Source organism: Chryseomicrobium sp. FSL W7-1435 (assembly GCF_038595005.1).
GTDB lineage: Bacteria > Bacillota > Bacilli > Bacillales_A > Planococcaceae > Chryseomicrobium.
Genome location: NZ_CP151997.1, coordinates 21220 through 43976 on the forward strand (window position 1 = coordinate 21220; position 22757 = coordinate 43976).

Sequence of the window (22757 nt, forward strand, 5' to 3'; positions counted from 1 at the left end):
CCTCCCTTAGTGATTCCACTACGGTTCCTACGAACCGCAGTTTAACCACATTATTTTTTACGACGACGAATGATCATTTTGTCGGATTTGTTTTTCTTCTTACGTGTCTTCGCTCCTAGAGTTGGTTTACCCCATGGAGACATTGGAGACTTACGTCCGATTGGTGTACGACCTTCACCACCACCGTGTGGGTGATCGTTCGGGTTCATTACAGATCCACGTACAGTTGGGCGTTTACCTAACCAACGATTACGACCCGCTTTACCGATGTTTACTAGTTCGTGTTGTTCGTTTCCTACTTCACCGATAGTTGCACGGCAAACACCTAGGATAAGGCGAACTTCACCAGATTGAAGACGTACGATAACGTACTTACCTTCACGACCTAAAACTTGTGCAGATGTACCAGCAGAACGTACTAGCTGTCCACCTTTACCAGGTTTCATTTCTATGTTGTGGATAGTAGAACCCATTGGGATGTTTTCAAGTGGTAATGCGTTACCAACTTTAATATCCGATTCTGGTCCAGATACGATTTCCATACCTACTACTAATCCTTTTGGTGCTAAGATGTAACGCTTTTCTCCATCAACATAGTTGATTAATGCGATATTCGCAGAGCGGTTTGGATCATACTCGATTGTAGCAACGCGGCCTGGAATGCCATCTTTGTTGCGTTTGAAATCGATGATACGGTATTGACGTTTGTGACCGCCACCGTGATGACGAACAGTAATTTTACCTTGGTTGTTACGGCCGCCTTTACGCTTCACAGGTGCAAGCAATGATTTCTCAGGCTTGTTTGTTGTGATTTCAGCATAATCAAGACTAGTCATGTTACGACGTCCGTTTGTGGTCGGTTTATACTTTCTAATCGCCATTTTTTTCCCTCCTTCTTGGTATTAACTCTTTTATAAGATTAGATCTCGAATAATTCGATTTCTTTGCTGTCTGCAGTCAATGTTACGATTGCTTTACGACGTTTGTTTGTGAATCCGCCGAAACGGCCAACGCGCTTGAATTTACCTTTGTAGTTCATGATGTTTACTTTCGCAACTTCAACGCCAAAGATTTCTTCAATAGCACTTTTCACATGAGTTTTAGTAGCGCGAGTGTTCACTTCAAAAGTGTACTTTTTATCGCCCATTAGTTCAGAAGAACGCTCGGTAATGACCGGACGTTTAATAATATCACGTGCTTCCATTATCCAAGCACCTCCTCCACTTTTTCTACAGCTGCTTTTGTCATAATTAACTGATCGTGACCAACTAGGTCAAGAACGTTAATTCCTGAAGCAGAAACAACTGTGATGCCTGCGATGTTACGTGCAGATAATGCAACGTTTTCATCTAGGTCAGCTGTAACAACAAGAGCTTTTTTCGCGATTGAAAGATCTTTCAATACTTGAATGAAGTCTTTTGTTTTTGGTGCATCGAATGTCAATGCATCCACAACCACTAAGCTTTCTTCGCGTACTTTAGAAGATAGCGCTGAAAGAAGAGCTAAGCGACGAACTTTTTTCGGTAACTTGTAGCTGTAGCTACGTGGAACTGGACCGAATACGATACCACCACCACGCCATTGTGGAGAACGGATAGAACCTTGACGAGCACGGCCTGTTCCTTTTTGACGCCATGGCTTACGTCCACCACCAGCTACCTCAGAGCGACCTTTCACTTTGTGGTTACCTTGGCGTAGAGAAGCACGTTGTGCAATGATAGCTTCAAAAAGTACCGCTTCGTTTGGTTCGATTCCGAACACGCTATCGTTTAACTCGATCTCGCCAACTTCAGAACCTGTTAGGTTTAAAACTTTAACTTTTGCCATTCCTGTTTCCTCCTTTCTTTAAAGATTATTTCGATTTAATAGCTGCTTTCACAACTACTAATGATTTACGAGAACCAGGAACATTACCTTTTACCAATAGTAGGTTACGCTCAGCATCAATCTTAACCACTTCTAGGTTTTGGATTGTTACTGTTTGTCCACCCATTTGACCAGGTAATTTCTTTTGTTTGAATACACGGTTTGGAGCAACTGCACCCATTGAACCGGGACGACGGTGGTAACGAGAACCGTGAGACATTGGGCCGCGTGATTGTCCGTGGCGTTTAATAACACCTTGGAAACCTTTACCTTTTGCTACACCTGTTACATCGATTACATCGCCTTCAGCGAAACTTTCTACATTGACTACTTGACCAATCTCGTAATCAGCAGTATTTAGTCCGCGGAATTCGCGGATGAAGCGCTTAGGAGCAGTGTCTGCTTTCGCTACATGTCCTTTAGCTGGTTTGTTAGAAAGCTTTTCACGCTTATCTTCAAAACCTAACTGAATTGATTCATAGCCGTCCGTGTCTACAGTTTTCTTTTGAAGTACTACGTTTGGTGTAGCTTCGATAACTGTAACTGGGATAAGATCACCGTTCTCAGCAAATACTTGCGTCATACCGATTTTTCTACCTAAGATTCCTTTGGTCATTCGTCACACCTCCTGTTAATTGTTTGTTTTTATTTTTTTACCATTAAAGTTTGATTTCGATATCAACGCCAGATGGTAAATCAAGCTTCATTAACGCGTCAACAGTTTGTGGTGTTGGGTTAACGATATCGATCAGACGCTTATGCGTACGCATTTCGAATTGCTCACGAGAATCTTTGTACTTGTGAACAGCACGTAAAATTGTGTACACAGACTTCTCAGTTGGAAGTGGAATCGGACCTGATACACTTGCACCTGAACGTTTCGCAGTTTCGACAATTTTCTCAGCAGACTGATCAAGAATTCGATGATCATACGCTTTTAAACGGATACGAATTTTTTGTTTTGCCATTATTTTCCCTCCTTTTCGCCTATTTACTAGACATTCTCCACGAAAATTTTTCAACATCCCGCCATGGCAAAGCGGCCGGGTGTGTCGATAACCTCTCGCTTCATCGCAGTCAAAGACCAACATTCAACATTATAACTAAAAAAAAAAGAATCCGCAAGTGTTTTGGCGAATTCTTTTTTAGATTCTTTTTATTCTTTTATAATACCATTGCTGCGATCCATCCGAAGAGAATTAACGGAATATTGTAATGAATAAATGTAGGTACTGTAGTGTCCCAGATGTGATTGTGCTGCCCATCCGCATTCAAGCCTGATGTTGGCCCTAATGTTGAATCAGAAGCCGGTGAGCCTGCGTCTCCAAGCGCTCCTGCTGTCCCTATCAACGCAATGATTGCCAGTGGACTGAAGCCAACTTCCATTGCGAACGGTACGAACAGTGTAGCGATAATTGGAATAGTCGCAAACGAAGATCCGATACCAAGCGTGACGACAAGACCTACAACTAGCATTAACAATGCCGCAAGTCCTCGGTTGTTCCCGATAAGGCTTGTCGTTCCTTCTACTAATGCTTCTACGTCACCTGTAGCTGCCATTACACTGGCGAAGCCATTTGCTGCAATCATAACAAACCCGATAAACGCCATCATCTGCATTCCTTCTATAAGAACGCGATCAGATTCTGACCAGCGAACGGCGCGAGTGACAAACAATACCGCAATACCAGCTAAGGCTCCCACAATCATGCTCTCTGTTTCAATTTGCGCTGCGAGTGCTGCCGCTAGAGCTAAGATAGTAAAGATAATCGTTTTAGTAGTAACTTCTACACGTTCTACTTCGAAGCTTGTCGTGTCTTGATAGCTTCTAGGCTTCCGGTACGTCACGAACACTGCAACTATCAAACCGACCACTAGACCTGCTGTTGGGATCAACATAGCAGTTGGAATATCTGAACGATCGATCGTCATTCCGGCTAACTCCATCTGAGTAGCAATAATCCCGTGGAAGATGTCTCCAAACCCATAAGGTAATAGAATGTATGGCGCCGTCAAACCGAATGTAAGAATCGATGCCACTAAGCGACGATCTAGATTGAACTTATTAAACAGTGGCAACAACGGTGGAATTAGTAATGGAATAAATGCAATATGAATCGGAATAATGTTCTGTGAGGCAATAGCCATTAAAAGAATCGCTGCTAGCAAGAACCATTTTACCGAGTTGGCATTCCCTGATTTGTTTTGTTTGGCTGAGTCGACTAGCTTATCCACCAACCAGAGTGGTAAACCTGTACGGGAGATAGCAACAGCGAAGCCTCCTAACAAGGCGTAGCTTAACGCAATCGTAGCTCCTCCACCAAGTCCATCTGTAATTGCGGTTAGGGTATCTTTTAACGACAGACCCGCTATCAATCCACCGGATAGGGCTCCTATAAGTAAAGCGACCACTACATTCACGCGCAGTAAACTCAGCACGAGCATGATAAGAACCGCTATAATAACTGCATTCATTGGAATTCCTCTTTTCTGCTTTGTTTCTTTCTTAGGTGTTAATACTTCAACCTGCTAAACAAGTAGAGTATTAAAGCGAACAAATGTTATAATAGCACGGCCTTTTAGGGGTGTCAACAGGTGTATCTTGGGTCGAGTTTATGTTCCATCTGACTGAACTCAGGGTCCGACAGAGATTTTGAGGTGCTAAGGAGCTGTTGCCGCGGACGTTCTGGAACAAGTAAGCCGGTTTCTAGAACAAGTAGGGCATTTTCTACAACAAGTAAATTGATTAGCAGGCAAAGAATATGGAAATCTCCCGAAACAACTTTCCACTAAGCACATCTCTTCCCAAACAAAAACCGCCTGACGAAGGCGGCATTGTTCATTCTTTTTCCAGCTTTTTAATCGCTTGTTTTAATTTTTTCAAGTCTTCCCCTTTAAACGTTGGGTACTGTGGATCCAGTTTCTCCATCAATTGGATCATAACCTCCGTTACGAGGCGACGACTGTGCCACTCATCGTCCGCAGGGAGTACGTACCAAGGACAGTAGCTGGTCGATGTATGATTCAACATCTCTTCAAATATTTTGTGGTACTCGTCCCAATATTCGCGTTCCTCTACATCTGCAAACGAAAACTCCCAATGCTTCTCTGGATTTGTCATACGCTCTAACAGGCGATCCTTTTGCTCATCCTTCGACATGTGAAAGAAGAATTTCACAATGTGGATGCCGTTTTCGTACAAATACTTCTCGTAGTCATTAATTTGGCGATAGCGCAGCTGCCATACTGAATTTTTATCCGCTTGGGGAGGAATATCTCCAGGCTGCAATAGGGCGTGAATACGTGGCGCAATTACTTCTTCGTAATGCGAGCGATTCAGTATGCCAATCTCCCCTCTACTCGGAAGACCTTCTTGAATTCTCCAAAGGTAGTCATGCTTGCGTTCCTCATCTGTCGGCTTGCCCAGTGTAGTAGTCTTCAAACCTTGTGCACTTAAGTTTGAAAAGATATAACTGATGGCTTCGTCCTTCCCTGCAGCATCCATCGCTTGCAGAACGACTAAAATACCATTCTTTTCTTCTGCATGAAGTTTGTGATGCAGATTTTTCATTTGTTTTACTAAATCCGGAATGATTTCATCGCGAATTTGATCATTGTCTTTTTTCTTATCTTCTGTTGTCGGGTAATCTTTCAGTTTTATGTCAGTCGTGCTAGGCACTTTATAATTCGTGATTTTCATTAAATAGCCTCCAAAAGTTCATATACCAGAATATACCCGTGCTTGAAATAGCACAAACCTATTACGAAAAGGGCATTTGATACTTAAGGACTTTCTAGGAAGGGATTGGGTAATTGAGGTTTTGGATGGTGGGGGTGAATTAGTTTCCATAATTTGAGGAATGTAAGAGTGGTGGCGCGTAACGTCAGAATGGGCGTCGCTAATGTCATAATGAATCGACTTAATGTCAGAGTGTGCCAAGTTAATGTTGGAATGGATTTCGACTTTCAACAAAATCGAGTTGCGAACGCCTGATTTAAATTATTCGGGTTCCAGACGTTAATTTGAAGAGGGTTTCGACTCTGAATACAATCAAGTTACGCCTCCTAGAAACACGCGCCAAATGCCATCGCAACCAAGGAGGCCAAAAGCGCCCCCTTGGTCACGCTGTCATTTACCGGAGTTTCTGGGCAGTCGGCTCCACATCTAAATGAAATCAGGTTCCAGGCGTTAGAAATACATTCGAAAATCAGTCGCACCCCATGAGACAAAGGACGTCTCACGGTGCACGCCTGATTCCCGAAGCATTTCTGGACGAACGCCTTCCACACCTAAAATAAAAAAACCCTTCCCAGCGTCCCGGGAAGGGTCAAGATCAGCAAAAGCTGAAATTATTTAGTGATAGTAGCAACTACGCCAGCACCAACAGTACGTCCACCCTCACGGATAGAGAACTTAGTACCTTCTTCAAGCGCGATTGGAGCGATTAGAGCAACAGTCATTTCGATGTTGTCTCCAGGCATAACCATTTCAACGCCTTCAGGTAAGTTACATACGCCAGTTACGTCAGTTGTACGGAAGTAGAACTGTGGGCGGTAGTTTGAGAAGAATGGAGTGTGACGTCCACCCTCTTCTTTTGATAATACATAAACTTCAGCTTTGAACTCAGTGTGTGGAGTGATAGTACCTGGTTTAGCTAGTACTTGTCCACGTTGGATATCTTCACGAGAAACCCCACGAAGAAGTGCACCGATGTTGTCGCCAGCTTCTGCATAATCAAGAAGTTTACGGAACATTTCTACACCAGTTACAGTAGTAGATTTTGGCTCTTCAACGATACCGATGATGTCTACAACGTCTCCAACTTTAACTTGTCCACGCTCAACACGGCCAGTAGCAACTGTACCACGACCAGTGATTGAGAATACGTCCTCAACTGGCATCATGAAAGGCTTGTCAGTTTGACGTTCTGGAGTTGGGATGTAAGAATCAACAGCGTCCATTAATTCAACGATTTTGTCTTCCCAATCAGCTTCGCCTTCTAGAGCTTTAAGAGCTGAACCTTTGATAACTGGAATGTCATCGCCAGGGAAGTCATATTCAGTTAATAGGTCACGAATTTCCATTTCTACTAATTCAAGTAGCTCTTCGTCGTCAACCATATCACATTTGTTCATGAATACTACTAGGTAAGGAACACCAACTTGACGTGAAAGAAGGATGTGCTCACGAGTTTGTGGCATTGGGCCATCAGCAGCAGATACTACTAGGATTCCGCCGTCCATTTGTGCAGCACCAGTGATCATGTTTTTAACGTAATCGGCATGTCCTGGGCAGTCAACGTGTGCATAGTGACGAGATGCAGTTTCATACTCAACGTGAGAAGTGTTGATTGTGATTCCGCGCTCTTTTTCTTCAGGAGCGTTATCGATTTGTGCATAGCTCATTGCAGTACCACCTGAACGTTTTGCAAGAACAGTAGCAATTGCAGCTGTTAAAGTTGTTTTACCGTGGTCAACGTGACCGATTGTACCGATATTAGCATGTGTCTTGGAACGATCGAATTTTTCTTTAGCCATTAGAGTAAATCCTCCTCAGTAATTGTTTGATTTATGATAAAAGCAGAAGGGGCAAGCCCCTACGCTTTCATACACTACAAGATAGTTATACTTGAAACGAAGGTGAATTTCAATTATTCACCTTTATTTTTTTTGATGATTTCCTCAGAGATCGATTTAGGAACTTCTTCATAATGATCAAATGTCATTGAGAATGTTCCACGACCTTGAGTATTTGAACGTAATGATGTAGCGTATCCGAACATTTCAGCAAGTGGTACCATTGCACGAACTACTTGTGCGTTACCGCGAGCTTCCATACCTTCAACACGTCCACGACGAGACGTGATGTCTCCCATGATATCTCCTAGATATTCTTCTGGGATAACAACTTCTACTTTCATTACTGGCTCAAGCAATGCTGGGTTAACTTTTGATACTGCGTTTTTAAGTGCCATTGAAGCAGCAATTTTAAACGCCATCTCATTCGAGTCAACATCATGGTATGAACCATCAAATAATTTTGCTTTTAAATCGATGATTGGGTAACCCGCTAACATACCGTTATCTAATGAGTCACGTAGACCCGCTTCGATAGCTGGAATGTATTCACGTGGTACAACACCACCAACGATAGCATTTATGAATTCAAAGCCTTTACCCTCTTCGTTTGGAGAGAACTCGATCCAAACGTGTCCGAATTGACCACGACCACCTGATTGGCGGACGAATTTACCTTCTACTTGTGCAGTATTACGGATAGTCTCACGGTAAGATACTTGAGGAGCACCTACGTTAGCTTCAACTTTGAATTCACGACGCATACGGTCAACTAGGATATCAAGGTGAAGTTCACCCATACCAGAGATGATCGTTTGGCCAGTTTCCTGGTCCGTGTGTGCACGGAACGTTGGATCCTCGTCTTGAAGTTTCTGTAGAGCTTGACCCATTTTATCTTGGTCAGCTTTTGATTTAGGTTCAACAGATAATGAGATAACTGGCTCTGGGAAGTCCATAGACTCAAGGATAACTAGGCTCTTTTCATCACATAGTGTATCTCCAGTTGTTGTATCTTTAAGACCAACAGCAGCAGCGATATCTCCTGCATAAACTTTTGAAATTTCTTCACGTGAGTTAGCGTGCATTTGTAGGATACGACCTACGCGTTCGCGCTTCCCTTTTGTTGAGTTCTGAACGTAAGATCCAGAATCCAATGTACCTGAGTACACACGGAAGAATGTTAATTTACCAACATAAGGATCCGTCATAACTTTGAAAGCAAGTGCTGAGAACGGAGCTTCATCTGAAGGCTCACGAATCAACTCTTCTTCTGAGTCTGGGTCGATTCCTTTCATTGGTGCAACATCAAGTGGTGATGGCAAGTATGCGATAACCGCATCAAGCATCATTTGAACACCCTTGTTTTTGAAAGCTGTACCACAAACAACTGGGTAGAATTCAACGTTTACAGTACCTTTACGGATACCTTCAATTAATTCTTCGTTTGTGATTTCTTCTCCACCAAGGTATTTTTCCATTAGCTCTTCGTCAAGCTCAGCTACTGCTTCGATTAACTTTTCGCGGTACTCTTCAGCTTGCGCTTTGTACTCTTCTGGAATTTCGCCTTCTTGAATGTCTGTACCAAGGTCGTTTCCGTACAACGTAGCAGTCATTGTCACAAGGTCAATGATACCAGTGAAGTCGTCTTCAGCACCAATTGGTAATTGGATCGGATGAGCGTTAGCATCTAAACGATCGTGTAATGTTTTAACAGAGTACAAGAAGTCTGCACCTGTTTTATCCATTTTGTTGATGAAAACAATACGTGGTACGCCGTAAGTTGTTGCTTGACGCCATACTGTTTCCGTTTGTGGTTCTACACCTGATTGTGCATCAAGTACAGTTACCGCACCATCAAGTACGCGCAGTGAACGTTCAACTTCAACAGTGAAATCTACGTGACCTGGTGTATCGATGATGTTTACGCGGTGTTCTTTCCATGCAGCTGTTGTTGCAGCTGATGTGATTGTAATTCCGCGCTCTTGCTCCTGCTCCATCCAGTCCATCTGTGAAGCACCTTCGTGCGTTTCACCGATTTTGTGGATACGGCCAGTGTAATAAAGGATACGCTCAGTCGTTGTTGTTTTACCAGCATCGATGTGCGCCATGATTCCGATATTACGTGTTTTCTTTAGTGAGAAATCGCGAGCCATGTAAGTAGTCTCCTTCCACTTCGGATTAGCTTGTCTAGATTTATTTGAATCCTACCAGCGGTAGTGAGCGAATGCTTTGTTAGCTTCCGCCATTTTGTGCATATCTTCGCGCTTCTTAACTGAAGCACCTGTGTTGTTAGACGCATCTAGGATTTCATTCGCTAAACGCTCTTCCATTGTTTTCTCACCACGTAGACGAGAGTAGTTCACAAGGTAACGAAGACCTAAAGTAGAACGACGGTCAGGACGAACCTCAACTGGTACTTGGTAGTTAGCTCCACCAACACGGCGTGCGCGTACTTCTAGTACTGGCATTACGTTGTTAAGTGCAGCTTCGAATACTTCTAGTGGATCTTTACTTGAACGCTCTTTTACTAATTCGAACGCTCCATAAAGAATTTTTTGAGAAGTACCTCTTTTACCATCAATCATCATTTTATTAATTAAGCGTGTTACTAGCTTTGAGTTATAAATTGGATCTGGTAACACGTCACGTTTGGAAACAGGACCTTTACGAGGCATGTGTTTTCCTCCTTTCAAAGATTGTTACGATTTGGTTTGGATTATTTTTTTTCTTTTGGACGCTTAGTACCGTAAAGTGAACGGCTTTGCATACGACCATTAACACCAGCAGTATCTAACGCACCACGAACGATGTGGTAACGTACCCCTGGTAAATCTTTTACTCGTCCGCCACGGATAAGTACAACACTGTGCTCTTGAAGGTTGTGACCTTCACCTGGAATGTAAGCTGTTACTTCCAGTGTGTTTGTTAAACGCACACGAGCATATTTACGAAGAGCCGAGTTCGGTTTCTTCGGTGTCATCGTACCAACACGCGTACAAACTCCACGCTTTTGAGGCGAGTTTAAGTTTGTCGTTGATTTTTTAAAGCTGTTGTAGCCTTTTCCTAGTGCTGGTGATTTTGACTTAGTGACGTTGGATTTACGAGGCTTACGGACCAATTGGTTAATTGTAGGCATCGATTTGTCCTCCCTTCATTTCTAGTTAATTTAAGACCACACATCCAGGTGGTTCATTTTTGGGTAAAAAACAAAGGCTTTGTGAATTTCACAAAAACCGTTAGTCAGCAATTGCTACGACAGAAGCGTCAACCCGAAGGCCTGCCACTTTACCAAGCTTCTGCTTTGATGGAACCATAGTGACTGGAATGTCATGCTCACGAGCAATCTCCAGTACCGGTGCGACCACATGGTGATCGGCATCCATCGCCACAACAATTTCGGACAAGTGTCCTTTTCGCGCAGCTTTTACTGCTTGCTTTGTACCGATGATCGTTTTATCTGCTTGCTTCACTTTTTCATAAGACATTTTCATATCCTCCAAAGCGGTCAAGTCATGGAACTATCAACCTTAAACATATTATCATCTCTAAAGTTTTGTGTCAACACGAAACAAGAAAAAAATCACGGGGACCTCTCCTTAACGGAGGGAACCCGTGACCGTTTCATTGGAACTTATTCAGCGCCAACTGGTTCTAAATCTTCTTCAAGCTCATCTTTTGCTAAGCGCAATTGACGGTAACGTTGCATACCTGTACCCGCTGGGACAAGCTTCCCGATAATAACGTTCTCTTTAAGACCAAGTAACTCGTCACGTTTTCCTTTAATTGCTGCATCAGTAAGGACACGAGTTGTCTCCTGGAATGAAGCGGCAGATAAGAAGGATTCTGTTTCAAGTGATGCTTTTGTGATCCCTAGAATAACTGGTCGGCAAGTAGCCGGTAGTTTTCCTTCAAGAACTGCGTCACGGTTAGCTTCAGCGAATTGATGTACATCCAGAAGTGATCCTGGTAGTAATTCAGTTTCGCCTGCCTCGATTACGCGCACTTTACGAAGCATCTGGCGAACCATTACCTCGATGTGCTTGTCACCGATTTCTACCCCTTGCATACGGTAAACTTTTTGAACTTCTTTCAGCAAGTACAACTGAACTGTGTTGACATCTTTGACGCGAAGAAGTTCTTTCGGATCGATTGAACCTTCTGTCATAACTTGGCCACGTTCAACTGTGTCGCCTTCTGAAACTTTCAAACGAGCATTGTATGGTGCCAAGTATTTACGTGTTTCCACGTTACCTTGAACTGTAATTTCTTTTTGACCTTCACGAATTTCTTCAATGTTTTCAATCGTACCGTTAAGTTCTGAGATGACCGCTTGTCCTTTAGGATTACGGGCTTCAAAGATCTCTTGGATACGTGGAAGACCTTGAGTAATATCGTCTCCAGCAACCCCACCTGTGTGGAATGTACGCATTGTTAACTGAGTACCTGGTTCTCCAATTGACTGGGCAGCAATGATACCAACTGCTTCTCCCACTTCAACTGTATCGCCTGTTGCAAGGTTAAGACCATAACATTTCTTACATACACCATGTTTTGTGTTACATGTGAAAGCAGAGCGGATCGTAAGCTTGTTAAGACCTGCATCTAAGATTTCACGAGCGCTATCTGTTGTAATCAGACCGTCTTTTTCTAAGATGACTGCTCCCGTTTCAGGGTGGTAAACTGTCTTCTTCGTGTGACGACCAACGATACGTTCGCTGAAGTCTTCGATGACCTCTGTACCTTCCATAAGTGAACCAATTTCAAGACCGCGGTCAGTGCCACAATCTTCTTCACGAACGATGACATCTTGCGCTACGTCAACTAGACGACGCGTCAAGTAACCTGAGTCAGCTGTTTTCAGGGCTGTATCGGCAAGACCTTTACGAGCACCGTGAGTGGAGATGAAGTATTCAAGTACTGTTAGACCTTCACGGAATGAAGATTTAATCGGTAACTCGATAATACGACCAGCCGGATTGGCCATCAGACCTCGCATACCTGCAAGCTGCGTGAAGTTGGACGCGTTACCACGTGCTCCAGAGTCTTGCATCATGAAGATTGGGTTTAAGTGATCAAGAGATTGCATTAGTTTATCTTGCATAACTTCTTTTGCTTTACTCCACTGGCTGATGACACTTGCATAACGCTCATCTTCCGTGATGAGACCACGACGGAATTGTTTCGTTACTTTGTCCACCTTGCTTTGTGCTTCCTCTAGGATTTCTCCTTTGTCTGGAAGTACCACGATATCTGAGATACCGATTGTGATACCAGCACGTGTCGAGTATTTAAAGCCTAATGCTTTCATGCGATCCAACATTTTTGATGTTTCTGTAATGTGGAATTGCTTGAACACTTCAGCAATGATGTTTCCAAGAATTTTCTTCTTGAACGGAGAAACAGCTTCCATGTCTTCGAGATGTTTTTTAACATCTGTATTCGTTGGCACGAAGTATTTCGCCGGTGTTTCTACTTGTAGGTTGAAATCAGTTGGTTCGTTGATGTATGGGAATTCTATTGGAAGAATCTCATTGAAAATCACTTTACCTACTGTCGTTAATAACAACATTTTGTTTTGCTCTTCTGTAAACGTTTGGTTGTTTAAAGAAGCAGCAGCGATTGCGATACGTGAATGTAAATGAACATGACCATTCGTGTACGCAAGTAAAACTTCATCTGGTCCGTAGAAGATAGAACCTTCACCTGTTGCACCTTGACGCTCAAGTGTTAAGTAGTAGTTTCCTAATACCATATCCTGAGATGGTGTAACGACTGGTTTTCCGTCTTTCGGGTTCAAGATGTTTTGAGCAGCTAGCATCAAGAGACGCGCTTCTGCTTGTGCTTCAGCCGATAATGGAACGTGAACCGCCATTTGGTCACCATCGAAATCGGCGTTATACGCTGTACATACGAGTGGGTGTAGACGGATGGCACGGCCTTCAACAAGTGTTGGCTCAAATGCCTGGATTCCTAAACGGTGAAGAGTTGGTGCTCGGTTAAGGAGTACCGGATGCTCACGAATAACGTCTTCAAGTACATCCCATACTTCAGAATGCAGACGCTCGATTTTGCGTTTTGCTGATTTAATATTATGAGCTAGACCACGCTCTACCAATTCTTTCATAACGAAAGGTTTGAATAGTTCGATAGCCATCTCTTTTGGAAGACCACATTGGTACATTTTTAAGTTAGGACCTACAACGATAACCGAACGACCTGAATAGTCAACTCGCTTACCAAGTAAGTTTTGACGGAAACGTCCTTGCTTCCCTTTCAGCATATGAGACAACGATTTCAATGGACGGTTACCTGGTCCAGTAACTGGACGGCCACGACGACCATTATCAATCAAAGCATCAACAGCTTCTTGAAGCATGCGCTTCTCATTTTGAACGATGATGCTTGGAGCACCAAGGTCAAGAAGACGCTTTAGACGATTATTCCGGTTGATAACCCGGCGGTACAAGTCATTTAAATCAGATGTTGCGAAACGGCCACCATCTAATTGCACCATTGGACGTAATTCTGGTGGGATAACAGGAAGAACATCTAGGATCATCCAGTCTGGTTTGTTACCAGAGTTACGGAATGATTCGATTACTTCAAGGCGTTTGATCGCACGTGTGCGACGTTGACCTTGAGCAGTCTTCAATTCTTCTTTTAGTGTATCCGTTTCTTTTTCAAGATCGATTTCTTCTAACAAGCGCTTGATAGCTTCTGCACCCATCGCTGCGTAGAATTTCGTTCCGAACTTTTCACGGTATGCACGGTATTCTTTTTCAGAAAGAAGTTGTTTTCTCTCAAGCGGTGTATTCGCAGGGTCTACTACTACGTATGAAGCGAAGTAGATGACTTCTTCAAGAGAACGTGGTGACATATCTAACAATAAGCCCATACGGCTTGGAATTCCTTTAAAGTACCAAATATGAGAAACAGGAGCAGCTAGCTCGATGTGACCCATGCGCTCACGACGTACTTTTGCACGTGTGACTTCTACGCCACAGCGGTCACAGACGACGCCTTTATAACGGACGCGTTTGTATTTCCCACAGTGACACTCCCAGTCCTTTGTAGGACCGAAAATACGTTCACAGAATAACCCATCTTTCTCAGGTTTCAATGTACGGTAGTTGATTGTTTCTGGTTTTTTAACTTCTCCATAAGACCATGAACGAATCTTATCGGGTGAAGCTAATCCAATTTTCATATATTCGAAGTTATTAACGTCTATCAAGGAGCCTACCTCCCTCTAGTGTTGTCTTTAAAAAGACTTCAAGCAGCTCTGCTTTAAGATAGGCGAGAAGGACGAGCCTTCCCGCTGTATAGCATGTAATTATTCAACCGTCCCGGCAGTTTCTTCTACCACTGGTGGTAAAATGCCTAGTGATTCTGCTGATGGTAGATCCTCGTCATCTTCAAGATCGCGAAGTTCTACTTCTTCATCATTGATTGTCATCATTTTGACGTCCATACCTAACGATTGAAGCTCTTTAATTAATACTTTGAATGATTCAGGAACACCTGGTTCTGGAACGCTTTCACCTTTGACAATTGCTTCATATGTTTTCACACGGCCCACAACGTCATCGGATTTAACTGTCAAGATTTCTTGAAGTGTATAAGCAGCACCATAAGCTTCAAGTGCCCAAACCTCCATCTCCCCGAAACGCTGTCCACCAAACTGGGCTTTACCGCCAAGTGGTTGTTGCGTAACAAGTGAGTAAGGTCCTGTAGAACGTGCGTGAAGTTTGTCATCAACCATGTGCGCAAGTTTGATCATGTACATGATTCCAACAGAGACGCGGTTATCAAATGGTTCACCTGAGCGACCATCGTAAAGGACAGTTTTCCCATCACGATTCATGCCCGATTCTTCCATTGTTTCCCACACATCTTCTTCATTCGCGCCATCAAATACAGGAGATGCCATGTGAACACCTAACGTACGAGCAGCCATACCTAAGTGCAATTCTAGCACCTGACCGATGTTCATACGAGATGGTACACCCAGTGGGTTCAACATGATATCAACTGGCGTTCCGTCTGGAAGGAAAGGCATATCTTCTTCCGGCAAGATGCGGGAGATTACCCCTTTATTTCCGTGACGTCCAGCCATTTTATCCCCTACAGAGATTTTACGTTTTTGTACGATATACGCACGAACTAGTTGGTTAACTCCTGGTGGAAGCTCGTCGCCGTCTTCACGGTTAAAGACTTTCACATCAAGAATGATCCCGCCAGCGCCGTGTGGTACACGTAGAGACGTGTCACGTACTTCACGAGCTTTTTCACCAAAGATGGCGTGTAATAGGCGCTCTTCAGCTGTTAATTCAGTAACCCCTTTAGGTGTTACTTTCCCAACAAGAATGTCGCCATCGCGTACTTCAGCACCGATACGGATAATACCGCGATCGTCTAAGTTACGAAGTGCTTCTTCTCCGACGTTTGGAATATCACGAGTGATTTCCTCTGGCCCAAGTTTCGTATCACGAGACTCTGATTCATATTCTTCAATATGCACAGATGTGTAAACGTCATCTTTCACAAGGCGTTCACTCATGATAACAGCATCCTCATAGTTGTAACCATCCCATGTCATGAAGGCAACAAGCACGTTACGACCAAGCGCAAGCTCTCCTGCTTCCATTGATGGGCCATCTGCTAGGATGTCTTTTGTATTGACAACATCCCCAACACGAACGATCGGGCGTTGGTTGTAGCTTGTCCCTTGGTTCGAGCGGATGAATTTTTGAAGCTTGTATATTGTTAAATCGCCTTTTACTTCTTTGCCATCGACTTCTTCGATGCGGCGAACGCGAATTTCTTTTGCTTCGACGTGCTCCACAATACCGTGGTATTTAGCAACAACTGCAGCACCTGAATCACGAGCATTGACGTGCTCCATACCTGTTCCGACATACGGCGCTTCTGGGTTTAATAGAGGCACAGCTTGACGTTGCATGTTCGCTCCCATAAGGGCACGGTTGGAGTCATCATTCTCTAAGAATGGGATACATGCTGTCGCAGCAGAGACTACTTGCTTCGGAGATACGTCCATGTAGTCGATTTGTTCGCGGCGGAATACCGTGTTATCTCCACGGAAACGACCTACGACCTCTTCGTTTTCAAAGCTTCCATCTTCCATAAGGATAGAGTTAGCTTGTGCAACTACATAGTTGTCTTCTTCGTCAGCTGTTAAATAGTCAATGCGGCTTGTCACTTGACCCGTTTCTGGATCGACACGACGATAAGGTGTTTCAATGAAACCAAATTTATTGACCTTTGCAAAACTTGAAAGGGAGTTGATCAAACCAATGTTTGGTCCCTCTGGCGTTTCAATCGGACACATACGACCATAGTGAGAGTAGTGAACGTCACGTACTTCAAATCCTGCACGCTCACGTGTTAAACCACCAGGTCCAAGCGCTGATAGACGACGTTTGTGCGTCAACTCTGCAAGTGGGTTTGTTTGGTCCATGAACTGAGATAACTGAGAGCTACCAAAGAACTCTTTAATAGATGCGATAACTGGGCGAATATTGATCAGCTGTTGCGGCACGATAGATTGTGTGTCATTGATTGACATACGCTCACGTACAACACGCTCCATACGAGATAACCCGATACGGAACTGGTTCTGAAGCAATTCTCCAACTGAACGCAGACGACGATTCCCAAGGTGATCGATATCATCTGTGTTTCCTACGTTGTATAAAAGGTTAAAGAAGTAACTGATAGAAGAAATAATATCGGCTGGCGTGATATTTTTGATTGCTTCTTCTACATAAGCATTACTGATAACGTTGATTTCTTTCTGATTCTCATCATTTGGTGCATAGATTTTCACAGATTGAATCACGATATCATCTTCAAGTACTCCACCTACTTGTGAAAGTGTTTTAAAACCAATGCCACTTTCTAGGTTAGGAATTAAGCGGTCCAATACGCGACGGTCGATCATTGTGCCTTCTTCTACAAGAATTTCTCCTGTTTCAGGGTCTACAAGTGTTTCAGCGATCGTTTGGTTGAACAGACGGTTCTTGATATGAAGCTTTTTATTCATTTTATAGCGACCTACATTCGCTAAATCGTAACGTTTTGCATCAAAGAAACGAGAGTACAGAAGGCTCTTCGCGCTATCTACTGTTGGCGGCTCGCCTGGACGTAGACGCTCATAGATTTCAAGGAGTGCTTTGTCTGTTGTTTCTGTGTTATCTTTTTCAAGCGTGTTACGCAAGTATTCGTTGTCACCAAGAAGATCAATGATTTCTTGGTCCGTTCCGAAACCGATAGCGCGTAGCAACACAGTAACCGGTAATTTACGTGTACGATCGATACGAACATAAACAACGTCTTTTGCATCGATTTCATACTCGAGCCATGCACCACGGTTTGGAATCACTGTAGCGCCGAAGCCTTTTTTACCGTTTTTATCTGTTTTATCGTGGAAATATACACTTGGGGAACGAACTAACTGAGAAACGATAACACGTTCAGCACCATTAATAACAAATGTGCCCGTCTCTGTCATAAGTGGGAAGTCACCCATAAATACATCTTGTTCTTTCACTTCGTCCGTCTCTCTGTTGTGAAGACGTACTTTCACACGAAGTGGCGCTGCATAAGTTGCATCACGCTCTTTTGATTCGTCTACTGAGTACTTAGGTTCACCAAGCTTGTAGTCGACGAATTCAAGGGATAAATTCCCTGTAAAGTCTTCGATTGGAGAAATATCTTTAAACATTTCACGCAATCCTTCTTCTAAAAACCACTCATAAGATGCTGTCTGAATCTCAATCAGATTCGGTAAATCTAGCACCTCACTAATACGCGCAAAACTTCTACGCTGGCGGTGTTGTCCGTACTGAACTAGTTGACCTGTCAACTTATTCACCCCTCAAGAAACAATTTTCTTTCTTCGCTTGCAATGCAGCGGTGTAGACAAAAAGAAAACGAGTTCTAAGTTAGAGCTCATTTTCGATTCCATAAAAGATTGATGGAGCGTGCTTTAAAAATGGGCATACTCCTACAAAATAATATTTTTGCATTTTATTATAATATCACAGCCGATTTGTCAAGTCAATATTTCTTGGCCTTTAAAATCCAATATCCCTTGACTTTTTCTGCGACTTCCACTTCATTAAAGTGCTGCTCTAAAAAATCTTTAGTAGACGGCGCACCTTGTTTCTTTTGGATGACGACCCATAATTCGCCGCCACTTGCTAGTCTTTCATGAGCTTCTACGTAAAAACGAAAAATCGTTTCTTTCCCTGCACGAATTGGAGGATTGGTAATAACTGCAGCTAATTCTGTCGGTACTTTTTCCATTCCGTCACTCACATCAATCCGCACATTTTGTACCCCGTTGCGATCTGCATTTTTTTGCGCAAGCTCAACAGCTCGTTCATTGACATCGACCAGATGGACAACTCGGTCCGGGAATGATTTTGCTAGAGTTATGCCGATTGGACCGTAGCCACAACCCACGTCTGCAAAGTTTCCTTCGATCTGCGGTGCCTGAAATGCCTCCATGAGAACACGGGAGCCAAAATCTACTCCACTTTTGCTGAAAACTCCCCGGTCTGTTTCCAATGTGAACTTCTGTCCACGGCCGGTATGTTGGATCACAGATGGATTACTTTCGACGTCTGGACGATTCGAATAATAGTGGTTGCTCATGACATTCCCCTCCTTCGCAAAACGTAAAAAGAAGAAAAGCCCGTCACCAATATGACGGGCTTTTCACTGTAAGAAGTAAGAAATTACTTAACTTCTACGTTAGCGCCTACTTCTTCAAGTTGAGCTTTAAGTGCTTCAGCATCTTCTTTAGATACGCCTTCTTTAACTGCTTTAGGTGCGTTATCTACTACTTCTTTAGCTTCTTTCAAGCCAAGACCAGTGATTTCACGTACTACTTTGATTACTTTGATTTTTTGATCGCCAGCAGAAGCTAGGATTACATCAAATTCAGTTTGCTCTTCAGCAGCAACAGCGCCACCAGCAGCAGCAGCTACAGGAGCAGCAGCAGTAACACCAAATTCTTCTTCGATTGCTTTTACTAGGTCGTTAAGTTCAAGAACTGTCATTTCTTTGATTGCTTCTAAGATTTGCTCGTTTTTCATTTTAATTTCCTCCTATTTGGATATAAGTTTATGAAGCTACGAGGCTGCTATTAAGCGCCTTGCTCTTCTTTTTGATCTGCAACAGCTTTTGTAACAACTGCGAAGTTGCGCATTGGCGCTTGAAGTACAGAAAGTAGCATAGAAAGTAGGCCATCGCGTGATGGTAGTTCTGCAAGAGCTTTAACGTCTGCTGCAGATGCAACCGTACCTTCGATAACACCAGCTTTAATTTCAAGTGCTTCGTTCGTTTTCGCGAAATCGTTGATGATTTTCGCAGGAGCTACTACATCTTCAGTTGAAAATGCAACAGCGTTAGGACCTGTTAAGTGTTCGTTTAGAGCTTCGAATCCAACTGATTCAGTTGCACGACGAGTTAAAGAGTTTTTGAAGACTTTGAACTCAACGCCAGCCTCACGAAGTTGTTTACGAAGTTCTGTTAATTGCGCAACGTTCAAACCGCGGTAGTCAACTACTACTACTGAAGCAGCAGATTGGAACTTCTCAGCGATTTCTTGAACTTGCACCTTTTTTGTTTCGATTGCTTTGTTCATAGTGGCACCTCCTGTTAGATTTGCCATTTATACCGACAAAAGAAAAGCCTCCGGTCTCGAAAGACACAGAGGCAGTAAAAGTCATCATCAAGTAAGAATCTGAATTTTGCTTGTCCTCGGCAGGAACATTAAGCGCGTAAAGCACACCTGCTGTCTTCGGTACAAATGATTAAGTTACAACAAGAGACATCTTATCAGATGCCTCTTTGCGTTGTCAACATTTATTTTGCTGCAGCAGTAGCGTCGATCTTTACAGCAGGACCCATAGTTGTTGTTACGACTACAGACTTCATGTAAATACCTTTCGCAGCTGATGGCTTAGCTTTTTGAATTGTATCAAATACAGTTCTGAAGTTTTCTACAAGCTTGTCGTTTTCGAAAGAAGCTTTACCGATTGGAGCGTGGATGATTCCAGCTTTGTCAGCGCGGTATTCTACTTTACCAGCTTTGATTTCGTTAACAGCTTTAGTTACGTCAAATGTTACTGTACCTGTTTTCGGGTTTGGCATTAAACCTTTTGGTCCTAATACGCGTCCGATTTTACCAACTTCACCCATCATGTCAGGAGTAGCTACGATTACATCGAAGTCAAACCATCCTTGTTGGATTTTGTTGATGTAGTCAGCATCGCCTACGAAATCAGCGCCAGCAGCTTCTGCTTCTTTTGCTTTTTCGCCTTTAGCGAATACTAGTACAGTTTGAGTTTTACCAGTTCCGTTTGGAAGCACTACTGCTCCACGGATTTGCTGATCATTTTTACGAGTGTCGATTCCAAGACGGAACGCCACTTCAACTGTTGCATCGAAGTTTACAGTGCTTGTTTCTTTTGCAAGCGCGATTGCTTCGTCAACAGAATATAATTTCGTACGGTCGACTAATTTCGCCGCATCTTGTAACTTTTTACCTTGTTTAGCCATTTTAAAATGTCCTCCTTGATAGTGGTCTTAGCGGAATAAACCTCCCACAATTAAGGGCTGTAGCTATTCATCATATGAACAACTACAACCCCCAAACAAACGCGTCATAAAAACGTAAACACAGTATTAGTCTTCGATCGTAATACCCATGCTACGTGCAGTACCTTCAACCATCAACATAGCTGCTTCAACAGATGCTGCATTTAGATCTGGCATTTTTTGTTCTGCGATTTCGCGAACTTTATCACGTTTCACCACTGCCACTTTTACGCGGTTTGGTTCACCTGATCCAGATTGAATACCAGCTGCTACTTTAAGTAAAACTGCTGCCGGTGGAGTTTTTGTAATGAATGTAAATGAACGGTCTTCAAATACAGAAATTTCAACCGGAATGATTAGTCCTGCTTGGTCAGCAGTACGTGCGTTGAACTCCTTACAGAATCCCATGATGTTCACACCTGCTTGACCTAGTGCTGGTCCAACTGGTGGAGCTGGGTTAGCTTTAGCTGCAGGGATTTGTAGTTTAACAACTTTAATCACTTTTTTAGCCACGAGACACACCTCCTTAAGTCCGTGATGTGGTAATTGGGTTGCCCCTCCCACTCAATATCTGTCTCTCAACGTTTCGTTGCTTACAGTAATAAAATTTGTTAGGCAGACTTTTCAGCCTGACCTTTGAAATGATACTATAATTTCCAACGTTCTGCAAGTAGCAAATGGAATTATATTTTTTGTACCTGCTCGTAATCGAGCTCCATGTTCGTTTCGCGGCCAAACATATCAACTGAAACTGTGATTTTCCCTTTTGCACCGTCGATTGCTTCCACTTTGCCTTGGAAGTGAGCAAACGGTCCTTCAAGTACTTCTACTAGCTCGCCGATATCAAAGTCCATCTCAACTTTGCGTTCTGACATACCCATTTGCTTAAGAATGAAGTCAACTTCTTCTGGTAGAAGAGGTGTCGGCTTCGTCCCGCCGCCTGATGAACCAATAAATCCAGTCACACCTGGCGTGTTACGAACAACATACCAAGCGTCATCTGTCATGATCAATTCGACCAATACGTAACCCGGGAAGGTCTTACGCATAACTGTACGCTTCTTGCCATCTTTATAATCTGTTTCTTGCTCTTCTGGAATGATGACGCGGAAAATCTTGTCCTGCATTCCCATCGTCTCAACGCGCTTTTCAAGGTTAGCTTTTACTTTGTTCTCATACCCAGAATACGTGTGGACAACATACCAATTTTTCTCCATCGGTGTGGAATCCTCCTTTTTTCTTACCAAATGAAAAAACCCGTTTCAAGTACGGGCTATTCGTTCACCTATCAAACTGTTGCTTCTTACAGATCAAGATACCAACGGAACAACTCTGTAATGCCTAAATCAATAACAGCAAAGAATAAAGCAACAAATACGACCGTGGACAGTACGATGATTGTGTAACGTGTAAGTTCCTTACGGCGCGGCCAACTGACCTTACGCATCTCAGAAACAACGTTTTTAAAGAAATTACCTACATTAGCCATTCGAGCTAAAACCTCCATGCGTGGGATCTTACGATGTATGTTTACAGTGTTTGCTTATGAAGTGTATGTGCATTGCAATGTGCACAAAATTTCTTGCGTTCGATACGCGTTGATGTCGTTTTGGCAGGGACCGTATAATTACGACTGCCACACTGTGTACAACTTAAACTCATTTTTTGAGACATAACCATCACCT

At 43.2% G+C, this 22757-nt stretch carries 22 protein-coding genes and 1 other annotated feature; all 22 genes read right to left on the reverse strand.

The window, feature by feature from the left end; translation table 11 throughout:
• Positions 1 to 50: 50 nt before the first annotated feature.
• Positions 51 to 881 carry a 50S ribosomal protein L2 gene (gene rplB, locus MKY84_RS00185; RefSeq protein WP_342526898.1) on the reverse strand — a complete coding sequence of 277 codons (831 nt, stop codon included), beginning with the start codon at positions 879 to 881 and terminating at the stop codon, positions 51 to 53.
• Between the two features lie 38 nt (positions 882 to 919).
• Positions 920 to 1204 carry a 50S ribosomal protein L23 gene (gene rplW / locus MKY84_RS00190; protein ID WP_342526900.1) on the reverse strand — a complete coding sequence of 95 codons (285 nt, stop codon included), beginning with the start codon at positions 1202 to 1204 and terminating at the stop codon, positions 920 to 922.
• Complete coding sequence (rplD, locus tag MKY84_RS00195; protein ID WP_342526902.1) at positions 1204 to 1827, reverse strand: 50S ribosomal protein L4; 624 nt, start codon at positions 1825 to 1827, stop codon at positions 1204 to 1206. Before rplD ends, rplW begins: the two co-directional genes overlap by 1 nt.
• Positions 1828 to 1852: 25 nt before the next feature.
• Positions 1853 to 2482, reverse strand: a complete 630-nt coding sequence (rplC, locus tag MKY84_RS00200; protein WP_342526904.1) for a 50S ribosomal protein L3 — start codon at positions 2480 to 2482, stop codon at positions 1853 to 1855.
• Between the two features lie 43 nt (positions 2483 to 2525).
• The gene (gene rpsJ / locus MKY84_RS00205) at positions 2526 to 2834 is read right to left on the reverse strand and encodes a 30S ribosomal protein S10 (protein ID WP_004233624.1); all 309 of its coding nucleotides are present in this window, start codon (positions 2832 to 2834) and stop codon (positions 2526 to 2528) included.
• 196 nt (positions 2835 to 3030) lie between these two features.
• Positions 3031 to 4341 (reverse strand): Na+/H+ antiporter NhaC family protein, encoded by a 1311-nt coding sequence (locus tag MKY84_RS00210; protein WP_342526906.1) that lies wholly within the window; start codon positions 4339 to 4341, stop codon positions 3031 to 3033.
• Between the two features lie 364 nt (positions 4342 to 4705).
• A complete protein-coding gene (locus MKY84_RS00215) occupies positions 4706 to 5566 on the reverse strand; it encodes a PPK2 family polyphosphate kinase (RefSeq protein ID WP_342526909.1) in 861 nt (286 codons plus the stop codon).
• Between the two features lie 650 nt (positions 5567 to 6216).
• Positions 6217 to 7404 carry an elongation factor Tu gene (tuf, locus tag MKY84_RS00220; protein WP_342526910.1) on the reverse strand — a complete coding sequence of 396 codons (1188 nt, stop codon included), beginning with the start codon at positions 7402 to 7404 and terminating at the stop codon, positions 6217 to 6219.
• A gap of 113 nt (positions 7405 to 7517) precedes the next feature.
• A complete protein-coding gene (fusA, locus tag MKY84_RS00225) occupies positions 7518 to 9596 on the reverse strand; it encodes an elongation factor G (protein WP_342526911.1) in 2079 nt (692 codons plus the stop codon).
• Positions 9597 to 9647: 51 nt separating this feature from the next.
• Complete coding sequence (gene rpsG, locus MKY84_RS00230; RefSeq protein WP_342526913.1) at positions 9648 to 10118, reverse strand: 30S ribosomal protein S7; 471 nt, start codon at positions 10116 to 10118, stop codon at positions 9648 to 9650.
• 41 nt (positions 10119 to 10159) lie between these two features.
• Positions 10160 to 10579: a 30S ribosomal protein S12 gene (gene rpsL, locus MKY84_RS00235; RefSeq protein ID WP_094942217.1), complete on the reverse strand. Its 420-nt coding sequence runs from the start codon at positions 10577 to 10579 to the stop codon at positions 10160 to 10162.
• 100 nt (positions 10580 to 10679) lie between these two features.
• Positions 10680 to 10928 (reverse strand): ribosomal L7Ae/L30e/S12e/Gadd45 family protein, encoded by a 249-nt coding sequence (locus MKY84_RS00240; protein WP_342526916.1) that lies wholly within the window; start codon positions 10926 to 10928, stop codon positions 10680 to 10682.
• A 146-nt stretch (positions 10929 to 11074) separates the two neighbouring features.
• A complete protein-coding gene (gene rpoC, locus MKY84_RS00245; RefSeq protein ID WP_342526917.1) occupies positions 11075 to 14677 on the reverse strand; it encodes a DNA-directed RNA polymerase subunit beta' in 3603 nt (1200 codons plus the stop codon).
• A 99-nt stretch (positions 14678 to 14776) separates the two neighbouring features.
• On the reverse strand, positions 14777 to 18328 hold the full coding sequence (rpoB, locus tag MKY84_RS00250; protein WP_342526919.1) for a DNA-directed RNA polymerase subunit beta: 3552 nt from the start codon (positions 18326 to 18328) through the stop codon (positions 14777 to 14779).
• A 194-nt stretch (positions 18329 to 18522) separates the two neighbouring features.
• Positions 18523 to 19122: a class I SAM-dependent methyltransferase gene (locus MKY84_RS00255; protein ID WP_342526921.1), complete on the reverse strand. Its 600-nt coding sequence runs from the start codon at positions 19120 to 19122 to the stop codon at positions 18523 to 18525.
• 83 nt (positions 19123 to 19205) lie between these two features.
• Positions 19206 to 19565 carry a 50S ribosomal protein L7/L12 gene (rplL, locus tag MKY84_RS00260; protein WP_342526923.1) on the reverse strand — a complete coding sequence of 120 codons (360 nt, stop codon included), beginning with the start codon at positions 19563 to 19565 and terminating at the stop codon, positions 19206 to 19208.
• A gap of 50 nt (positions 19566 to 19615) precedes the next feature.
• A complete protein-coding gene (gene rplJ / locus MKY84_RS00265; protein WP_342526924.1) occupies positions 19616 to 20116 on the reverse strand; it encodes a 50S ribosomal protein L10 in 501 nt (166 codons plus the stop codon).
• Positions 20117 to 20147: 31 nt separating this feature from the next.
• Positions 20148 to 20294, reverse strand: a sequence feature (ribosomal protein L10 leader region).
• A 43-nt stretch (positions 20295 to 20337) separates the two neighbouring features.
• Positions 20338 to 21033 carry a 50S ribosomal protein L1 gene (gene rplA, locus MKY84_RS00270; protein WP_342526926.1) on the reverse strand — a complete coding sequence of 232 codons (696 nt, stop codon included), beginning with the start codon at positions 21031 to 21033 and terminating at the stop codon, positions 20338 to 20340.
• Between the two features lie 126 nt (positions 21034 to 21159).
• Positions 21160 to 21585: a 50S ribosomal protein L11 gene (gene rplK, locus MKY84_RS00275; protein ID WP_342526927.1), complete on the reverse strand. Its 426-nt coding sequence runs from the start codon at positions 21583 to 21585 to the stop codon at positions 21160 to 21162.
• 170 nt (positions 21586 to 21755) lie between these two features.
• The gene (gene nusG / locus MKY84_RS00280) at positions 21756 to 22289 is read right to left on the reverse strand and encodes a transcription termination/antitermination protein NusG (protein ID WP_204591469.1); all 534 of its coding nucleotides are present in this window, start codon (positions 22287 to 22289) and stop codon (positions 21756 to 21758) included.
• Positions 22290 to 22375: 86 nt separating this feature from the next.
• Positions 22376 to 22561: a preprotein translocase subunit SecE gene (secE, locus tag MKY84_RS00285; RefSeq protein WP_342526929.1), complete on the reverse strand. Its 186-nt coding sequence runs from the start codon at positions 22559 to 22561 to the stop codon at positions 22376 to 22378.
• Positions 22562 to 22602: 41 nt separating this feature from the next.
• On the reverse strand, positions 22603 to 22746 hold the full coding sequence (gene rpmG, locus MKY84_RS00290; RefSeq protein ID WP_342528900.1) for a 50S ribosomal protein L33: 144 nt from the start codon (positions 22744 to 22746) through the stop codon (positions 22603 to 22605).
• Positions 22747 to 22757: the final 11 nt, after the last annotated feature.

Excerpts from the sequence above, each read along its gene's own strand:
- rplB (WP_342526898.1), bottom strand. The coding sequence starts at position 881 with ATGGCGATTAGAAAGTATAAACCGACCACAAACGGACGTCGTAACATG.
- rplW (WP_342526900.1), bottom strand. The coding sequence starts at position 1,204 with ATGGAAGCACGTGATATTATTAAACGTCCGGTCATTACCGAGCGTTCT.
- rplD (WP_342526902.1), bottom strand. The coding sequence starts at position 1,827 with ATGGCAAAAGTTAAAGTTTTAAACCTAACAGGTTCTGAAGTTGGCGAG.
- rplC (WP_342526904.1), bottom strand. The coding sequence starts at position 2,482 with ATGACCAAAGGAATCTTAGGTAGAAAAATCGGTATGACGCAAGTATTT.
- rpsJ (WP_004233624.1), bottom strand. The coding sequence starts at position 2,834 with ATGGCAAAACAAAAAATTCGTATCCGTTTAAAAGCGTATGATCATCGA.
- MKY84_RS00210 (WP_342526906.1), bottom strand. The coding sequence starts at position 4,341 with ATGAATGCAGTTATTATAGCGGTTCTTATCATGCTCGTGCTGAGTTTA.
- MKY84_RS00215 (WP_342526909.1), bottom strand. The coding sequence starts at position 5,566 with ATGAAAATCACGAATTATAAAGTGCCTAGCACGACTGACATAAAACTG.
- tuf (WP_342526910.1), bottom strand. The coding sequence starts at position 7,404 with ATGGCTAAAGAAAAATTCGATCGTTCCAAGACACATGCTAATATCGGT.
- fusA (WP_342526911.1), bottom strand. The coding sequence starts at position 9,596 with ATGGCTCGCGATTTCTCACTAAAGAAAACACGTAATATCGGAATCATG.
- rpsG (WP_342526913.1), bottom strand. The coding sequence starts at position 10,118 with ATGCCTCGTAAAGGTCCTGTTTCCAAACGTGACGTGTTACCAGATCCA.
- rpsL (WP_094942217.1), bottom strand. The coding sequence starts at position 10,579 with ATGCCTACAATTAACCAATTGGTCCGTAAGCCTCGTAAATCCAACGTC.
- MKY84_RS00240 (WP_342526916.1), bottom strand. The coding sequence starts at position 10,928 with ATGTCTTATGAAAAAGTGAAGCAAGCAGATAAAACGATCATCGGTACA.
- MKY84_RS00255 (WP_342526921.1), bottom strand. The coding sequence starts at position 19,122 with ATGAGCAACCACTATTATTCGAATCGTCCAGACGTCGAAAGTAATCCA.
- rplL (WP_342526923.1), bottom strand. The coding sequence starts at position 19,565 with ATGAAAAACGAGCAAATCTTAGAAGCAATCAAAGAAATGACAGTTCTT.
- rplJ (WP_342526924.1), bottom strand. The coding sequence starts at position 20,116 with ATGAACAAAGCAATCGAAACAAAAAAGGTGCAAGTTCAAGAAATCGCT.
- rplA (WP_342526926.1), bottom strand. The coding sequence starts at position 21,033 with ATGGCTAAACAAGGTAAAAAGTTACAAGATGCGGCGAAATTAGTCGAC.
- nusG (WP_204591469.1), bottom strand. The coding sequence starts at position 22,289 with ATGGAGAAAAATTGGTATGTTGTCCACACGTATTCTGGGTATGAGAAC.
- secE (WP_342526929.1), bottom strand. The coding sequence starts at position 22,561 with ATGGCTAATGTAGGTAATTTCTTTAAAAACGTTGTTTCTGAGATGCGT.
- rpmG (WP_342528900.1), bottom strand. The coding sequence starts at position 22,746 with ATGTCTCAAAAAATGAGTTTAAGTTGTACACAGTGTGGCAGTCGTAAT.